This is a genomic window from Actinosynnema sp. NPDC053489 (assembly GCF_044544865.1).
Classification (GTDB): Bacteria; Actinomycetota; Actinomycetes; order Mycobacteriales; family Pseudonocardiaceae; genus Actinosynnema.
The window spans coordinates 393,805-410,026 of record NZ_JBITXT010000007.1 but is presented as its reverse complement, the minus strand read 5'-3'; the positions used below and the strand labels follow the sequence as shown (position 1 = coordinate 410,026).

Sequence of the window (16,222 nt, the reverse complement as noted above, 5' to 3'; positions counted from 1 at the left end):
TCTGGGAGCGCTCCCAGAACAGGTGACCGGAGCGTGACGGCCCCGGACCTCACGACCCCCGTCCCGACGAGCCCGGGGGGAGGCGGATCCCTCTCGCCCACCGCCTCCTCCCACCCCCCTCGCGCAAAGGAGCGCACGCCATGGCCCGACGCACCCCCTCGACGCAGGCCGCCCCGGCCGGGGCGCCGCGCCGGGGCGGCGGTCCCGCGCGGCGGCTCCTCGCCCTGGGCGCCGCGGCCGCGGCCGCGCTCGGCGTCGTGCTGGTGGCCGCCGCGACCGGCCCCGTCGCGCCGTCGGCCGCCGCCGCCGTGCCCGCCCAGCCGCACAACTGGCGCAACGTGGAGATCGCGGGCGGCGGGTTCGTGCCCGGCATCGTCTTCAGCCCGGCCGAGAAGGACCTGGTCTACGCCCGCACCGACATCGGCGGCGCCTACCGGTGGAACCAGGCGACCGGCCGGTGGGTCCCGCTGCTCGACTGGGTCGGCTGGGACCGGTGGGGGTACAACGGCGTCGCGAGCATCGCGCCCGACCCGAGGAACGCCGACAAGGTGTACGCCGCCGTCGGCATGTACACCAACAGCTGGGACCCCAACAACGGCGCGGTCCTGCGCTCCTCGAACCGCGGCGCGACCTGGCAGCGCACCGAGCTGCCGTTCAAGCTCGGCGGCAACATGCCCGGCCGCGGCATGGGGGAGCGGCTGGCCGTCGACCCCAACGACGGCCGGGTGCTGTACCTCGGCGCGCCCAGCGGCAAGGGCCTGTGGCGCAGCACCGACAGCGGCGTCACCTGGGCGCGAGTGGCGAGCTTCCCCAACCCGGGCACCTACGTCGCCGACCCCGACGACGCCGGCGGCTACGGCAACGACGTGCAGGGCGTGGTCTGGGTGACCTACGACCCGCGCTCCTCGACCGCCGGCAGCCCCACCAGGACGATCTACGTCGGTGTGGCCGACAAGGAGAACGCGGTCTACCGCAGCACCGACGCGGGCGCGACGTGGACCCGGCTCGCCGGCCAGCCCACCGGGTACATCGCGCACAAGGGCGTCCTGGACACCGCCGGCGGCTTCCTCTACCTGGCCACCAGCGACACCGGCGGCCCGTACGACGGCGGCAAGGGCGACGTGTGGAAGTACGACACCGCCACCGGCGCGTGGACCCGGATCAGCCCCGTCCCGTCCACCAGCTCCGACGACTACTTCGGCTACAGCGGCCTGACCGTCGACCGGCAGAACCCGAACACGCTGATGGTCGCCACCCAGGTCTCCTGGTGGCCGGACGTGATCCTCTTCCGCAGCACCGACGGCGGCGCCACCTGGACCCGCGCGTGGGACTTCGCCGGCTACCCCGGGCGCAGCTTCCGCTACACCATGGACGTCAGCTCCTCGCCGTGGCTGACCTGGGGCGCGAACCCGCAGCCCCCCGAGGTCACGCCCAAGCTCGGCTGGATGGTCGAGTCGCTGGAGATCGACCCGTTCGACGGCAACCGGATGATGTACGGCACCGGCGCGACGATCTACGGCACCTCGGACCTGGGGAAGTGGGACGCCGGCGGCAAGATCACGATCAAGCCGACCGCCGCGGGGCTGGAGGAGACCGCGGTGCTCGACCTGATCAGCCCGCCCACCGGCGACGCGCCGCTGATCAGCGGGCTGGGTGACATCGGCGGGTTCCGGCACACCGACCTCGCCCGGGTGCCCGCGCTGATGTTCCGGCAGCCCGACTTCACCTCCACCACGAGCCTCGACTTCGCCGAGGGGAACGCCTCCGTCGTGGTCCGCTCCGGCAACGCGGACGGCGCGGCGCACGTGGCCTTCTCCACCGACGGCGGCGCGAACTGGTTCGCGGGCTCGGAACCCGGCGGCGTCACCGGCGGCGGCACGGTCGCCGCCGCGGCCGACGGCTCCCGGTTCGTGTGGAGCCCGGCGGGCGCGGCCGTGCACCACTCGGTGGGCTTCGGCACCGGCTGGACCCCGTCGACCGGCATCCCGGCCGGCGCGGTCGTCGAGTCCGACCGGGTCGACCCGAAGAAGTTCTACGGGCTGGCGAACGGCACCGTCTACGTCAGCACGGACGGCGGCGCGACGTTCACCGCGGGCGCGAAGGCCGACGTCGCCAAGCTGCACGCCGTGCCGGGGCACGAGGGGCAGCTGTGGCTGGTCGGCGACGGCGGCCTGTTCCGCTCGACCGACGCCGGCCGGACCGCCACCGCCGTCGCGGGCGTGACCTCGGGCGTGAACATCGGCTTCGGCAAGCCCGCGCCGGACAAGACCCACCCCGCGCTGTACGCCGTGCTCACCATCGACGGCAAGACGGGCGTGTACCGGTCCGACGACGAGGCCGGCCGGTACTGGGTGCGCATCAACGACGACGCCCACCAGTACGGGAACGCCGGCGAGGCGATCACCGGCGACCCGCGCGTCTACGGCCGGGTCTACCTGGGCACCAACGGCCGGGGCATCCTCGTCGCCGACCCCGGCGGCGAGCCGGGCAGCACCAGCTCGATCACCCACCCGACGGACACGTCGACCACCACGACCACCACGACGACGACCACAACCACGACCACCACCGGCACGACCACGGTCACGGACCAGCCGCCACCCGGCTGCTCGGTGCGGTACCGGGTCGACAACCAGTGGGGAGGTGGCTTCACCGGCTCGGTGAGGATCACCAACACGGGTGCCACGTCCCTCACGGGCTGGAACCTGCGCTGGCCGTTCGCGAACGGCCAGCAGATCACCAACAGTTGGAACGGCAGGGCGTCGCAGGTCGGCGCCGCCGTCACGGTGACCAACGAGGGCTGGAACGGGACCATCGCGGCGGGGAGCTCGGTGGAATTCGGATTCCAGGCGAGCTGGCAGGGCAGCAACGCCGCACCCACCGGCTTCACGCTGAACGGCAGGTCCTGCACCGCAGGGTGACCTGCCGTCGAACTACCGCAGCCCTCGTTTGGCCTGGCGGCGCAGCTGCATGATCCGGGCTGCGCCGACCAGGGCCACCAGGATCGCCCCGGCGATCGCCGCGAACAGCAGGGCCACGCCCAGCGGCAGCGTGCCTGCCGCGCCGAGGAAGTGGATCGTGGCGCCGGTGAGGTTCTGCAGGATGAACACCAGCAGGAAGATCAGGACCACGATCGAGGCCAGCACGGCGACCCACGTGCCGCTGATCCGGGTGCGCTTGATCTTGACCGGCGGCGCCGGCTCCGGCACGCCGATGACCGACGGCTCGACCGCGTGCGGGCCCCCGACGGGCGGACCGTCCGGCACGGGGTGGGTGGGCAGCGCTTCGGTGCGGTCGTCGTCACGCGGCGTGGTCACGCGGTGATTATCCGCCCGTTCGTGCCGCCTCGCCATTCAGTCGCAGGGCCGGTAGTACTCACCCGCCGCGCCCACGTACTGCTGCCACTCCTCCCGGGTGATGCCGGTCGTCACCCCGTCGCACATCTCGCGCACCGCCGTGGCGAAGTCGAACTCCCAGGCGCGGGTGGTGCCGTTCGACTTGGACGTCACCACGTCGGTCGCCGTGGTGCCGAAGCCGACCGCGTAGACGCCCTCGGTGAGGCCGTTGATCCGGCCGCGCTCCGCCGGCCGCCTCGGGTTCGACACGTCCCACAGCGCCACCTTGTCCTGCGCGCCGACCGTGGCGAGCGCGGTGCCGCCGCGGTGGAAGCCCAGGGCCTGCACCGCGCCGCGGTGCGCCTTGTCCGCCCACAGCTCGGCGGGCTTCGACCGGTCGGTCACGTCGTAGAGCCGCACCTCGCCCTTGGCGGTGCCCAGCCCGAGCACGCGGTGGTCGTGCGACAGGGCGATCGCCGTGACGTCCTTGCCGGTGTCGACCTGCGTGAGCAGGACCGGCCGCCGCGGGTCGACCACGTCCCACAGCCGGACCACGCCCATCACGTCCGCGGTCACCAGGACCGTGCCGTCGGGGCTGTAGACCAGGCCGACGACCGGGCGCGGCTGGTCGGGCAGCCGGGCCGCCTCGACCGGCCGGGCCGGGTCCGACCAGTCCCACACCGCCACTGCCGACGGACCCGACACGACGGCCAGCGTGCGGGCGCGGGCGGGGTCGAAGGTGATCCGGTCCACCGGCGGGCCGAAGGTGTGCACGACCTCCGCGGTCACGTCGGTGACGTCCCAGACCTTCGCCTGCCCGTCCACCACCGTGGTGGCGAAGGCCCGACCCGCGTCGTCGACGGCGATCGAGGTCACCGTCTCCTGCGCCGGCCCGAGCACCCGCGGCACGGTCTCCCGCTCGCGGTCCGGGTCGGCCAGCGCCTGGGCCGACGCGAACGCCGCCCGGGTCGCCATGTCCCGCTCGTCCGTCGCGTGCGCGCTGAGCACGCCGTTGCGCGTCTCGTCGTTGGGGTTGAGGTGGTGCGCGGCGATGGCGAGCTGGTCGGCGAGCTGCGGGTCGCTGCTGCGCAGGCCCTGCGACTGGTTGGCCACGTACCAGGCGGCCGACGACTTCCAGCCCGCCGCGGCCTCCTCCTGCGCGTCGATCGCGAGCACCACGGCGGTGCCCGCGAGCAGCAGCAGCACCGCCAGCAGCGCCACGAGCTGGCGCAACCGGCGGGTGCGCCGGTGGTCGAGCACCCGTTCCCGGTCGCGCGCCTGGAGGCTCTCGGCCAGGAAGTCGCGCTCCTGGGCGCTGGTGCGCACGCCGTCGCGCCGGGTCCACTCCACCGCGGCGTCCAGCCGCGAGCCCCGGTACAGCGCGTCCGGGTCGCGGCCCAGCGACTCCCAGGTGGCGGCGGCCTCGGTGAGCCTGCGCATCGTGCGCAGGCCCTCCCGGTCCTCGGCCAGCCAGCCGCGCAGCCGGGGCCACGAGCGGATCAGCGCCTCGTGCGCGATCTCCACGCTGTCGCGGTCGAGGGTGAGCAGCCGGGCGTGCGCGAGCCGGTCGAGCACCACGTCCACGTCGACGTCGTGGTCCAGCTCGGCGCGCGGCAGCCGGCGCTTGGTGTCCTCGGTGCCGTCACCGAGCGCGGTGAGCCGCAGGAACACCTGCCGCGCCAGCGCGCGCTGGTTGCGCTCCAGGGAGGTGTAGGTGCGTTCGGCGGTCTGCGCGATGGCGTGCTGGATGCCGCCCGCCGCCTCGTACCCGGCCAGCGTCAGCGTGGTGCCGCGCCGGCGCCGCCAGGTCTCCAGCAGCGCGTGCGACACCAGCGGCAGCACGCCGGCCTGGCCGGTCGCGTCCGCGACGAGCCGGGAGACGAGCGCGGTCTCGACCGTGCACGACGCCTTCACGGCCGGCTGCATGATCACCTGGCGCAGCTCCTCGGGGCCCATCGGCCCGAGCAGCAACTGGCCGTCGGTCAGGGCCTCCACCAGGGCCGGGTGCTGTGCGCAGTGCCCGTAGAAGTCGGCGCGGACCCCGATCACGACCTTGCAGCGCGCGGTCAGCAGGGCGTCGACGTAGGCGGCGCGCCGGTCGGCGTCCGGCCACAGCGTGAAGACCTCCTCGAACTGGTCCACGATCAGCAGGTCGGCGGTCAGGTCGGGGTCGGCGGTCTCGCTGGGCGAGGTGATCACGACCCGGCCGGCCACCCGCGGCACGAGGCCCGCGCGCAGCAACGACGACTTGCCGGCGCCCGACGCGCCGAACACGGCGACGAACCGGCGTCGCGCGATGCGCCGCTCCAGGTCGTCGAGCAGGTGGTCGCGGCCGAAGAACCACTCGGCGTCCTCGGTGCCGTAGGCGGCCAGGCCCGCGTAGGGCGGGTGGGCCTCCTCCGAGGCGGGGTCGGCGGGCTGCACCTCGGCGGCGACCCGGCGCCACCGGTCCTCCCACTCGGCCACGTCGCCCTCGCAGGCGCGCACGTAGGCCAGCGTCACGGCGAGGGTCGGCAGCCTGCGCCCGCCCGCCGCGTCCGACAGCGTCGTCGCCGAGTAGTGGGCGCGCGCGCCCAGCTGCCGGTAGCTGTGCCCGCCCGCCTTGTCGCGCAGCGACCGGAGATCGGCGGCGAACCTCAGCAGCGGGCTGTCACCGACGTCCAACGGGCGTTCTCCACGCGGCAACGGCTCCACCCCCCCGGCAGTCTCTCCCGACGGTTGTCGGCACTGGCAAACGTGCCATCCAGGCTGTCAGACGAGCGCGCACGGCGCGTCGCTTCCTGTGACTGCATTCGGGTGAACAGCACCGGCCAGTGCGGTATTTCGTGACGGTGGGTGTACGAGTCGGTACGCGGCGCGGTTCCGGCTGGGCTCGACCGGGTGCCCCGACTGATCGCGCTGAACGGTCCGCCCGGGGTGCGGCAAGTCGACAACCGCCCGCCGGTACGCCGAGGACCACCCGCCCGCGCCGGCGCTGGACGTGGACCGGGTGCGCGACCTGATCTCCGGCGACCGCGGTGAGGCCGGCCGCCGCGTGCGTGCACCGGGCGGCCGGGCACGGCCTGGTCGTGCGGCAGTTCCCCGGCCGGCCGCGCCGGCGGTCGAGGTCGGGGCCGCCCACCACGAGGTGGTGCCGCACGACTCGGAGGACAACGCGCTGCGCCGCTTCGCCGAGCGCGGCACCGTCCGGGCGACGCCGGCGGAGCTCGCCGCCGTGCACGACGCCCCGGGAACGATCACCGCCACCCGGTCCCCGCAGGTCATCGCGTCCGTGGAGGGTGACCCGGAGGGCGCCCACGAGTCCCTGCCGGCCGTCCTGAGCGTAGAACTCGGGGGTCGCGAACGTACGACACACGAGCCCTGAACGTAGGACTCTCGCGAGAGTCCTACGTTCGGGGCGCGAGAGTCCTGCGTTCGGGAGGGGTGGGTTGAACGTTCAGGACAGGACCGAGGTGACGTAGGGGTCCGGGTCGGCCAGGATCGCGCGCACGGCGGTGGTGGCGGCGCCCCGCACGGCGGCCTCGGCGCCCAGTGACGAGGCGACCACCCGGACGGGTGACCACGCGCCGCTGACGACCCGGCGGTCCAGTTCGGCCTGCAACGGCTCGTTCAGCCACGGCTCCAGGCGCGCGTACGTGCCACCCAGCACCACGGTCGGCAGGTCCAGCAGGTTCACCGCACCCGACAGCGCCACCCCGAGCCACCGCGCCGCCGCGCGGACCGCCGTCGTGGCCGTGCGGTCGCCCGCCGCGAGCCGCGCCAGCAGCTCCTCCACCTCCGACACGCCCGCCGCCCGCACGATCTCGTCCTGCCCCGCCAGCCGCTCCAGGCACCCCCGCGACCCGCACGCGCACGCCGGCCCGCGCGGGTCGACCGACAGGTGCCCGATCTCCCCGCCGAACCCGGACACGCCCTCGAACAGCGCACCGCCCACCACGATGCCCGCGCCGATGCCGACCTCGCCGGAGATGTGCAGGAAGTCCGCCGACACGTCCCCGTGCCACAGCTCGGCCAGCGCCGCCAGGTTCGCCTCGTTGCCCACCAGCACGGGCACGTCCAGCGCCAACCGCCTGGTCAGCTCTCCGCGCACGTCCACCTCGCGCCACCCCAGGTTCGGCGCGAGCCGCAGCGACCCGCCCGCCACCTCCACCAGGCCGGGCACGGCCACGCCCACCCCGCCGATCGGCACGTCCCGCTTCGCCGCCGCGCGCACCGCCGCGGCCACCTTCGCCAGCACGCGCGCCGGGCTGGAGGCGCGGTTGTCGCCCGCCCGCACGGACCGCGCCCGCACCCGCCCGGTCAGGTCGACCAGGCACGTGGCCAGGTAGTCGACCCCGATCTCCACGCCGAGCCCGTGCGGCCCGGTGGGGGACAGGTGCAGCGCCGTGCCGCGCCGCCCGGGGCCGGACCTGGCCTGCGCCTCGCCCTCGGCCACGAGGCCCGCGCCGATCATCCGGTCGACCAGGCTCGACACGGTGGCCTTGGTGAGGCCGGTGCGGGCGGCCACGGCGGCCCGGGACGACCCGGGCTCCTCGGCGATGGCGTCGAGCACCAGCGCGGAGTTGTGCCGTCGCACGGTGTGCTGGCTCGCGGGCTGCGGTCTGGACACCACTGGATACTAGCGGCTGAGTGAGATAAGTTCAGGCATCAAACTTATTTGGAGGTGTCCTCGTGGACAAGTTCAGCTTCGGCCTCTGGACGGTCGGCTGGCAGGGGCGTGACCCGTTCGGCGACGCGACGCGACCCGTGCTGGACGCGCCCTTGGCGGTGCGCAAGCTGTCGGAGCTCGGTGCGTGGGGCATCACGTTCCACGACGACGACCTGATCCCCTTCGGCGCCGACGCCGCCGAGGTGGACAAGCGGGTCGCCGCGTTCCGCGCGGCGCTGGACGAGACCGGCATGGTCGTGCCGATGGTGACCACCAACCTGTTCACCCACCCGGTGTTCAAGGACGGCGGCTTCACCAGCAACGACCGCGCGGTGCGCCGGTTCGCCCTGCGCAAGGTGCTGCGGAACATGGAGCTGGCGGCGGAACTGGGCGCCGAGACGATCGTGCTGTGGGGCGGTCGCGAGGGCTCCGAGGTGGACGCCGGCAAGCCGGTGGGTGCCGCCCTCGACCGCTACCGCGAGGCCATCGACACGGTCGCGCAGCACTCGGTCGACCAGGGCTACGGCTTCCGCTTCGCGCTGGAGCCCAAGCCCAACGAGCCCCGCGGCGACATCCTGCTGCCGACGATCGGCCACGCGCTGGCGTTCATCTCCACGCTGGAGCACCACGAGCTGGTCGGCGTGAACCCCGAGGTCGGCCACGAGCAGATGGCGGGCCTGAACTTCGTGCACGGCATCGGCCAGGCGCTGTGGCAGGGCAAGCTCTTCCACATCGACCTCAACGGCCAGAAGGGCCCGCGCTACGACCAGGACTTCGTGTTCGGCCAGGGCGACCTGCTGTCCGCGTTCTTCCTGGTCGACCTGCTGGAGAACGGCGGTTACGAGGGCCCGCGGCACTTCGACTACAAGCCGCTGCGCACCGAGGACCTCGAAGGCGTGTGGGCGAGCGCGGCGGCCAACATGCGCACCTACCAGCTGCTGCGCGAGCGGGCGGCGGCGTTCCGCGCCGACCCCGAGGTGCAGGAGGCGTTCAAGTACAGCGGCGTCCACGAGCTTGCCGAGCCGACGCTGAACCCGGGTGAGTCCATCGCGGACTTCCTCAAGGGCGAGGACTTCGACCCGTCGACCGCCGCGGAGCGCGGTTTCGGGTTCGTGCGCCTCTCCCAGCTGGCGACCGAGCACCTGCTGGGCGCGCGCTGATGGCGCTCGTCGCGGGCGTCGACTCGTCCACCCAGTCCTGCAAGGTGGTGGTGCGCGACGCGGACACCGGCGCCCTTGTCCGGCAAGGGCGTGCGGCGCACCCGACGGGCACCGAGGTGCACCCCTCCGCGTGGTGGGACGCCCTCCAGACGGCCATCGCGGACGCGGGCGGCCTGGACGACGTGGCCGCCGTCTCGGTGGCCGCGCAGCAGCACGGCATGGTGACGCTGGACGAGTCGGGCGAGGTGGTCCGGCCGGCGCTGCTGTGGAACGACACCCGTTCCGCGGGGGCGGCGATCGAGCTGACCACCGAGCTGGGCGGTCCGGACGAGTGGGCCGAGGCGATCGGCAGCGTGCCGGTCGCCTCGCTCACGGTGACCAAGCTGCGGTGGCTCGCGACCAACGAGCCGGAGTCCGTCGCCCGCACGGCGGCGGTCTGCCTGCCGCACGACTGGCTGACCTGGAAGCTGTCCGGCGCGACCTCGTTGGACGCGCTGACCACCGACCGCAGCGATGCCAGCGGCACGGGCTACTGGTCACCGTCCACAGAGGACTACCGGACGGACCTGCTGGAGCTGGCCCTGGGCAAGGTCGTCGCGCTGCCGCGCGTGCTGGGTCCGGCGGACCTGGTCGGCGGCCGGTTCGGCGCGGGCGCGGGCGACAACGCGGCGGCGGCACTGGGCGTGCAGGCGCGGCCCGGTGACGTCGTGGTGTCCATCGGCACGTCCGGCACGGCGTTCGCGCGCCGGGCGGAGCCGGTGGCCGACGGCACGGGCATCGTCAACGGCTTCGCCGACGCCGAGGGCGCGCACCTGCCGCTCGTGTGCACCCTGAACGCGTCACGGGTGCTCACGTCGACGTCGGCCGTGCTCGGGGTCGACCTGGCGGACCTGTCGGACCTGGCCCTGAGCGCGCCCGCGGGCGCGGACGGGCTGGTGTTCGTGCCGTACCTGGAGGGGGAGCGGACGCCGAACAAGCCCGACTCCACCGGGGCGCTGCACGGCCTGCGGCTGGACACGATGACCCCGGCGCACCTCGCGCGCGCCGCGGTCGAGGGCCTGCTGTGCAGCCTGGCCGACGCGATCGACGCGCTGCGCGCGCTCGACCTGCCGGTCGACCGGGTGCTGCTGATCGGCGGCGGCGCGCGGATGCCCGCCGTGCAGCAGCTCGCGCCGGCCGTGTTCGGCTGCCCGGTCGTGGTGCCGTCGCCCGGCGAGTACGTGGCCGACGGCGCGGCCAGGCAGGCGGCGTGGGCCGTCGGCGGCGCCGATGCACCGCCGCACTGGTCGGAGCTGGCGTCGACCCCGGTCGAGGCCGAGCCCACCCCGTGGGTGCGGGACCGCTACGCGGCGGCGCGGGACCTCACCGTCAACCGCTGAACCGATCCGGAGGGGGCGTTCCCGGCCGCGGGGGCGCCCCCTCCGACCACGTCACGCGTCGTCCAGGACCGCCTCGACCACCTGCCGGGGCGAGTCCGCCCGCACGTCGTCGGCCAGGGTGATCAGCGCCTTCCACAGCGCCCAGCCCCGGGCCCGCGCCCACGTCGCGTCGTCCGTCCCGACGGCGTCCCGGAACGCCTCCCGGCTCGCGCCGGAGAACATCGTCCACGCGATCACCAGGTCGCACGCCGGGTCGCCGACGCCGGACGTGCCGAAGTCGATCACCGCGGCGAGCTTCCCGTCCCGGACCAGCAGGTTCCCGCTCGCGATGTCGCCGTGGAACCACACCGGGGGCCCGGACCACGCGGGCGCCCGCAGCGCGTCCTCCCACACGGCCGCCGCACGTCGCGTGTCGACGTGCCCCCCGAGCACGGCCAACGCCTGCCGCGTGCCGTCGTCGTAGTACCCCGGCGGCGCGCCCCGGTGGAAGCTGTGCGCGCCCGCCCGCGGCCCGTCGGTCGCGTCGACGCGCTGCAAGGCGCGGATGAAGTCGGCGACCGACTCGGCGAACGCCACCAGGTCGTCGACGCGGTCCGGTGCGGCCGTGTCCCCCTCCAGCCACCGGCGGACCGACCAGTGGAACGGGTAGCCCTCGCCCGGCACGCCCAGCGCCAGCGGCTCGGGGACCGGCACGGGCAGCGCCGGCGCGAGGACCGGCAGCCACCGGTGCTCCTTGGCCACGGCGGGCGCGTAGCCCTCGGCGGTCGGCAGCCGCACCGTCATCCCCTCGCCGAGGCGGTAGGTGCGGTTGTCCCACCCGTCCACCTCGACCGGGGTGACCGGCAGGTGCGCCCACCGGGGGAACTGGCTCGCGAGCAGCCGCCGGACCAGCCCGGCGTCGATGCCGGCGCGTCCGTCGCGGTGCGGGGTGTCGACCACGGGCCCGAGCCTGGCGACCGGCCGCGCCCCCGGCAACGCATTTTCCCACGCGCGCCGGGCGGGGCACGTAATCGGCTCCTCGCTACCGCCTGCCGTCGAGGTATGCGCAGGACAGCAGGGCCAGCGCGAACGCGAGCGCGGCGGCCGAATCGTCCGGTCGCGGCGCGCGCAGGCCGCGCACCACCTCGGACGTCTTAGCCCATACCTCGTATCCCTTCTCGGCCAAGCGTGCCGAGATGACGCCCTGTTCCCGCAGGAAATCGACGCCATCGAGGGGGGTGGGGGAGTGCCGGCCCCGTTCCCGCGCCCCCACCGCCTCGATCAACGTCCTCGTGAGGCTCATCGCCGCCATGTGCGCGCCGGACGCGTGCGCGAGGCAAGCCGACTCGTAGGTCGTGACGAGCTCCGCGGGCGCGAACACCGACAGCGGACTGAACGGCAGAGGGCCGCCGGACTGGATGTAGACCGTGCCCCCCGTGGAGTGGACGGTGGTCGACGTGTGCTGAACGTGTTGGGAGGCGGGCAGTCCGAGTTCGGCGCTCAGCTCGTCCGCGCGGTCCTCCAACCCTTGGCGCTCGCTGCGGATCAGCTGGAACAGCCGCTCGAACCGCTCGACGTCACCGCCGAGCGCCCGGACGACATCCAGGACAATTGGCAGGCTCGTGACCCGCCCCGCGGACAGCACGCTGCTGATGGTCGACGGCGCGCGTCCGGTATCCCGGGCCAGGTCGCGGTACGACGGTTCACCGCGCTCGACGTACAACTTCCGCAGCTCGACCAGCAGTCGGGCCTCGCTCGCCGATGGTTCGCCGCTCGGCCTGAGTTCCGTCATCCCACTCTCCTGCGTTGCCTGCTAGCCGCACTCTAGCGTACGTTGATTGCGAACGTTCGCAAACGTTCGCGAACAGGCTACTGAGGGGTGGGTCGTGATCGACTGGCGCTTGATCGCAGTGGTGGCGGTCTTCGGGTGGGTCGCGTGGTTCGTCAAGAAAAAGGAGGAGTGGGTGCAGCCGATCGTCGTGGCCGCCGCCATGGCGACGCTCGTCGGCACCCTGCTGTTCCTCGGTGTCCCCCTGATCCGGTAGCGCGATTCAGGTGTGCGACAGCGTGAACGCGGTCAGGAACCCGGCCACGGTCACCAGGCCCACCAGCAGGTGGGCGTCGTCGAACGCCTCGGGGATCATCGTGTCGGCCACCATCGACAGGATCGCCCCGCCCGCGAACGCGGTGATCCCGGCCAGCCACTGCGGCGGCGCGCCGGCCAGCAGGCCGTAGCCCGCCATCGACGCCAGGCCGCTGATCAGCGCGATCCCGGTCCACAAACCGAACACGTACCGCTTGGACCGCCGCGCCTGCCGCATGCCCGCCGCCGACGACAGCCCTTCCGGCACGTTGCTGATGAACACCGCCGCCACGGTCACCGCGCTGACCCCGCCGCCGCCGAGCAGGCTCGCCCCGATCACCACCGACTCCGGGATGCCGTCCAGCAGCGCGCCGACCGCGATCGCCGTGCCCGACCCGCTCTGCTCCGACTCCGACGGCTGCAACCCGCCCGACCTCTTGCGGTGCCGCGCGCCGCGCTTGGCCAGCGCCACGTTCGCCGCCGTGTAGACCAGCGCGCCCAGCGCCGCGCCCACCGCCGTCGGCAGCAGGCCGCCCGCCTCGTGGGCCTCGTCGATCAGGTCGAACGCGACCGCCGACATCAGCACGCCGCTGCCGAACCCCATCACCGCCGCGACCACACCCCGCGGCACCCGCGCCAGGTAACCCACGAGCGCGCCCACCAGCAGCGCCGACCCCGCCAGCAACCCCCACCCCGCCGCCTGGAACACCCGACCTCCTCGTGTCGACCCGCCCCGCGCGGGTACCCGACCGCCATGAGGATCGTCGTCACCGGCGCCACCGGCAATCTGGGCACCGCGCTGCTGCGCCGTCTCGCCGACGAACCGGACGTGGCGGTGCACGGCATCTCCCGCCGGGCACCCGCCGCGGGAGCGCCCTACGACACCATCACGTGGACCCCGGTCGACCTGAGCCGGGACGGCGCCGAGGAACCGCTCGCCGAGGCGTTCCGCGACGCGGACGCGGTCGTGCACCTGGCGTGGTTGATCCAACCCGGCCACGACGAGCGCCTGCTCTACCGCACCAACGTGGCGGGCAGCGACCGGGTGTTCACCGCCGCCGCGAAGGCGGGCGTGCCGCACCTGGTCCACATGTCCTCCGTCGGCGCCTACTCGCCGGCCGCCAAGGACCACACCGTGGACGAGTCCTGGCCCACCGACGGCGTGCCCACCTCCTACTACAGCCGGCACAAGGCCGCCGTCGAGCACCTGCTGGACCGGTTCGAGCGCGACCACCCGCGCGTCGCCGTCACCCGCGTGCGCCCCGGCCTGGTCCTGCAACCCGACGCCGCCGCCGAGATCAGGCGCTACTTCCTCGGCCGCCTGGTCCCGCACGCGCTGTTCCGGACGAGGTTCCCGGTCCTGCCGCTGCCCGGGGCGATGGTGCTGCAGTTCGTGCACGCCGACGACGTGGCCGACGCGCTGGCCCGGATCCTCACCACCCGCGCCGAGGGCGCGTACAACCTGGTCTCCGACCCGGTCGTGACGCCGCAGGTGCTCGCCGAGGTCATGGGCACGCGGCACGTGCCGCTCCCGCCGTCCGCCCTGCGCGCCGCCGCGCGCATCACCTGGCACCTGCGCCTGCAACCCACCTCGCACGGCTGGGTCGACCTGGCGCTCACCGCGCCGCTGCTGGACGCCACCAAGGCGTTCACGCGGCTGGGCTGGGCGCCGCGGCACAACGCCCGCGACACCCTCAAGCAGCTCCTGGACGGCCTCGGCCGCAAGGAGGGCGTGGCGGCGAGTCCGCCGCTGCGGCCCTGAGGGCCGTCAGGAGCCCTCGAACAGGTTCGTCCAGCCCATCACCTGCGCCACCACGAACGCGAGCGTCAGCGCCGTGATGACCAGCACGGCCACCAGCGTGATGATCGGGCCGCGGCGCGAGGGCATCGGCTGCGGGTGGGACAGGCCGGAGGTCTGGCCGGCGTCGGGCGGCGTCTCGCCGGGCGCGACCCCGCCACCGGGCTCGAGGCCGGGTGTGCGGGCCGGGTCGGGATCGGGCGGTGTGGCAGTCATACCGGGTGGGCTACCCCGGGGGGACCGCGCTACCCCCACCGCCGTGTGAAGGTCCGGTCCTCCGGGTAGTCATCACGCATGAGCGGTGTCCAAGACGAGCTGCTGCGCACGTTGACCAAGGTCGCGAAGGCCCTGCGCACGCACGACATCCCGTTCGCGCTGGCGGGCGGGTGCGCGGTGTACGCCAGGGGTGGACCGGCCACCGAACACGACGTGGACATCCTGGTTCGCGAGCAGGACGCCAGTGAGGCGGTGAGCGCGCTCGTCGCGGCCGGCATGCGCGCCGCGACACCGCCCGAGGACTGGCTGCTGAAGGTCTACGACGGGGACTCGCTCGTGGACCTGCTGTTCCGGCCCAACGAGGTCCCGGTGACCGAAGAGACGCTCTCGCGCGCCGAGGAGCTGCAGGTCGGCTCCGTGGTGCTGCCGGTCATGCCGGCCACCGAGGTGCTGATCGGCAAGCTGCTCGTGCTCGACGGGCACCGCTGCGACTTCAGCCAGCTGCTGCCCTTCGTCCGCGCGCTGCGCGAGCAGATCGACTGGGAGCAGGTCCGCGAAGCCACCAAGCACTCGCCCTACGCCGAGGCGTTCCTCGTCCTCGTAGAGCGCCTCGACCTCCTGCACACCTCGTTGACCAGGAGCGCCTGATGACCGCAGAGCAATACCTCTCCGCCCGGCTGCGCCAAGCGCTGGCCGAGGACCCGCGCACGACCGAACTCGGCGTGCGGGTGACCGTGCGCGGTGACCACGTGCTGCTGTCCGGTGACGTCGCCAGCCCGGAGCGCCGCGCCGAGCTGGAGGCCGTGATCCACGACGTGGCGCCGGAGCTGACCGTGCTCGACGACGTGAAGGTCGTGCCGTCCGACGCACCGGTCGGCCGAGAGGAGATCCGATGATCCGCATCGCCGCGGTGGGGGACGTGCACCTGGGCGAGGACGCGCGTGGCCGGATGCGACCCGCGCTGGAGCAGCTCGGCGAGTCCGCCGACGTGCTGCTGCTGGCCGGCGACCTGACCCGGCACGGCACCGTGTCCGAGGCGCGGGTGGTCGCCGACGAGTTCCGCGACCTGCCCGTGCCGGTCGTGGCGGTGCTGGGCAACCACGACTACCACGACGACAAGCCCGACGAGGTGACCGCCGTGCTGCGGGACGCCGGGCTGACCGTGCTGGAGGGCGAGGCCACCACCCTCACCGTGGACGGGCAGACGCTGGGCGTCGCGGGCGTGAAGGGCTTCGGCGGCGGGTTCGCCGGCAAGTGCGGCAGCGCGTTCGGCGAACCGGAGATGAAGGCGTTCATCCGGCACACCACCGGGATCGCCGAGTCGCTCGACGCCGCGCTCGCCGGCCTCCGGGCGGACGTGAAGGTGGCGCTGACGCACTACGCGCCGGTGCCCGACACGCTGCGCGGCGAGCCGCCGGAGATCTACCCGTTCCTCGGCTCGTACCTGCTGGGCGAGGCGATCGACGCGAACGGGACGAACCTCGCCGTGCACGGGCACGCGCACTTCGGCACCGAGCACGGCATGACGCCCGGTGGCGTGCGGGTGCGCAACGTGGCGCAGCCGATCATCCGGTCGGCATACACCGTCTACTGCGTGGAACCCGCAGTGGTGGAGGTGTAGGCG

16 protein-coding genes are annotated in these 16,222 nt (G+C 73.8%); 9 read left to right on the top strand and 7 right to left on the bottom strand.

Going from position 1 to position 16,222, the window contains the following annotated elements:
* The first annotated feature begins 140 nt into the window (after nucleotides 1–140).
* The gene (locus ACIGNX_RS19100; protein WP_396541753.1) at nucleotides 141–2,921 is read left to right on the top strand and encodes a cellulose binding domain-containing protein; all 2,781 of its coding nucleotides are present in this window, start codon (nucleotides 141–143) and stop codon (nucleotides 2,919–2,921) included.
* Nucleotides 2,922–2,933: 12 nt separating this feature from the next.
* On the opposite strand, the gene ACIGNX_RS19095 is transcribed toward ACIGNX_RS19100, so the two are convergent.
* Together ACIGNX_RS19095 and ACIGNX_RS19090 are read right to left on the bottom strand one after the other, a co-directional pair.
* Nucleotides 2,934–3,317, bottom strand: a complete 384-nt coding sequence (locus tag ACIGNX_RS19095; RefSeq protein ID WP_396541751.1) for a lipopolysaccharide assembly protein LapA domain-containing protein — start codon at nucleotides 3,315–3,317, stop codon at nucleotides 2,934–2,936.
* Nucleotides 3,318–3,353: 36 nt separating this feature from the next.
* A complete protein-coding gene (locus tag ACIGNX_RS19090; protein ID WP_396541750.1) occupies nucleotides 3,354–5,999 on the bottom strand; it encodes an XRE family transcriptional regulator in 2,646 nt (881 codons plus the stop codon).
* 325 nt (nucleotides 6,000–6,324) lie between these two features.
* On the opposite strand from ACIGNX_RS19090, the gene ACIGNX_RS19085 reads away from it, so the two are divergent.
* Entirely contained in the window at nucleotides 6,325–6,699 is a 375-nt protein-coding gene (locus ACIGNX_RS19085; protein ID WP_396541748.1) for a hypothetical protein, read from the top strand.
* Between the two features lie 72 nt (nucleotides 6,700–6,771).
* Here the strand turns inward: ACIGNX_RS19085 and ACIGNX_RS19080 are convergent, their stop codons facing one another.
* Entirely contained in the window at nucleotides 6,772–7,944 is a 1,173-nt protein-coding gene (locus ACIGNX_RS19080; RefSeq protein WP_396541746.1) for an ROK family protein, read from the bottom strand.
* Between the two features lie 62 nt (nucleotides 7,945–8,006).
* Here ACIGNX_RS19080 and xylA point away from each other — a divergent pair, with 62 nt between their 5' ends.
* On the top strand, nucleotides 8,007–9,143 hold the full coding sequence (gene xylA, locus ACIGNX_RS19075; RefSeq protein ID WP_396541744.1) for a xylose isomerase: 1,137 nt from the start codon (nucleotides 8,007–8,009) through the stop codon (nucleotides 9,141–9,143).
* Nucleotides 9,143–10,522 carry a xylulokinase gene (xylB, locus tag ACIGNX_RS19070; protein WP_396541742.1) on the top strand — a complete coding sequence of 460 codons (1,380 nt, stop codon included), beginning with the start codon at nucleotides 9,143–9,145 and terminating at the stop codon, nucleotides 10,520–10,522. The genes xylA and xylB overlap by 1 nt, the downstream gene beginning before the upstream one ends.
* 51 nt (nucleotides 10,523–10,573) lie before the next feature.
* Here xylB and ACIGNX_RS19065 read toward each other — a convergent pair whose 3' ends face one another.
* Both ACIGNX_RS19065 and ACIGNX_RS19060 read right to left on the bottom strand, forming a co-directional pair.
* A complete protein-coding gene (locus tag ACIGNX_RS19065) occupies nucleotides 10,574–11,461 on the bottom strand; it encodes an aminoglycoside phosphotransferase family protein (protein WP_396541740.1) in 888 nt (295 codons plus the stop codon).
* 82 nt (nucleotides 11,462–11,543) lie between these two features.
* Nucleotides 11,544–12,293, bottom strand: a complete 750-nt coding sequence (locus tag ACIGNX_RS19060; protein WP_396541738.1) for a hypothetical protein — start codon at nucleotides 12,291–12,293, stop codon at nucleotides 11,544–11,546.
* A 94-nt stretch (nucleotides 12,294–12,387) separates the two neighbouring features.
* On the opposite strand from ACIGNX_RS19060, the gene ACIGNX_RS19055 reads away from it, so the two are divergent.
* Complete coding sequence (locus ACIGNX_RS19055) at nucleotides 12,388–12,546, top strand: hypothetical protein (protein ID WP_396541736.1); 159 nt, start codon at nucleotides 12,388–12,390, stop codon at nucleotides 12,544–12,546.
* Nucleotides 12,547–12,552: 6 nt separating this feature from the next.
* Here the strand turns inward: ACIGNX_RS19055 and ACIGNX_RS19050 are convergent, their stop codons facing one another.
* Entirely contained in the window at nucleotides 12,553–13,293 is a 741-nt protein-coding gene (locus tag ACIGNX_RS19050) for a ZIP family metal transporter (RefSeq protein ID WP_396541734.1), read from the bottom strand.
* Between the two features lie 45 nt (nucleotides 13,294–13,338).
* Here ACIGNX_RS19050 and ACIGNX_RS19045 point away from each other — a divergent pair, with 45 nt between their 5' ends.
* Entirely contained in the window at nucleotides 13,339–14,346 is a 1,008-nt protein-coding gene (locus ACIGNX_RS19045) for an NAD-dependent epimerase/dehydratase family protein (RefSeq protein WP_396541732.1), read from the top strand.
* Between the two features lie 6 nt (nucleotides 14,347–14,352).
* On the opposite strand, the gene ACIGNX_RS19040 is transcribed toward ACIGNX_RS19045, so the two are convergent.
* Nucleotides 14,353–14,598: a DUF6480 family protein gene (locus ACIGNX_RS19040; protein ID WP_396541730.1), complete on the bottom strand. Its 246-nt coding sequence runs from the start codon at nucleotides 14,596–14,598 to the stop codon at nucleotides 14,353–14,355.
* A gap of 78 nt (nucleotides 14,599–14,676) precedes the next feature.
* Between ACIGNX_RS19040 and ACIGNX_RS19035 the strand changes: the two genes are divergently transcribed.
* From ACIGNX_RS19035 to ACIGNX_RS19025, 3 genes are read left to right on the top strand one after another with little or no spacing between them, the layout of a single operon-like run.
* Nucleotides 14,677–15,246, top strand: coding sequence for a nucleotidyltransferase family protein (locus ACIGNX_RS19035; protein WP_396541728.1), 570 nt, complete (start codon nucleotides 14,677–14,679; stop codon nucleotides 15,244–15,246).
* Nucleotides 15,246–15,494: a BON domain-containing protein gene (locus ACIGNX_RS19030; RefSeq protein WP_123742686.1), complete on the top strand. Its 249-nt coding sequence runs from the start codon at nucleotides 15,246–15,248 to the stop codon at nucleotides 15,492–15,494. Before ACIGNX_RS19035 ends, ACIGNX_RS19030 begins: the two co-directional genes overlap by 1 nt.
* Nucleotides 15,491–16,219 (top strand): metallophosphoesterase, encoded by a 729-nt coding sequence (locus ACIGNX_RS19025; RefSeq protein ID WP_396541726.1) that lies wholly within the window; start codon nucleotides 15,491–15,493, stop codon nucleotides 16,217–16,219. Before ACIGNX_RS19030 ends, ACIGNX_RS19025 begins: the two co-directional genes overlap by 4 nt.
* Nucleotides 16,220–16,222: the final 3 nt, after the last annotated feature.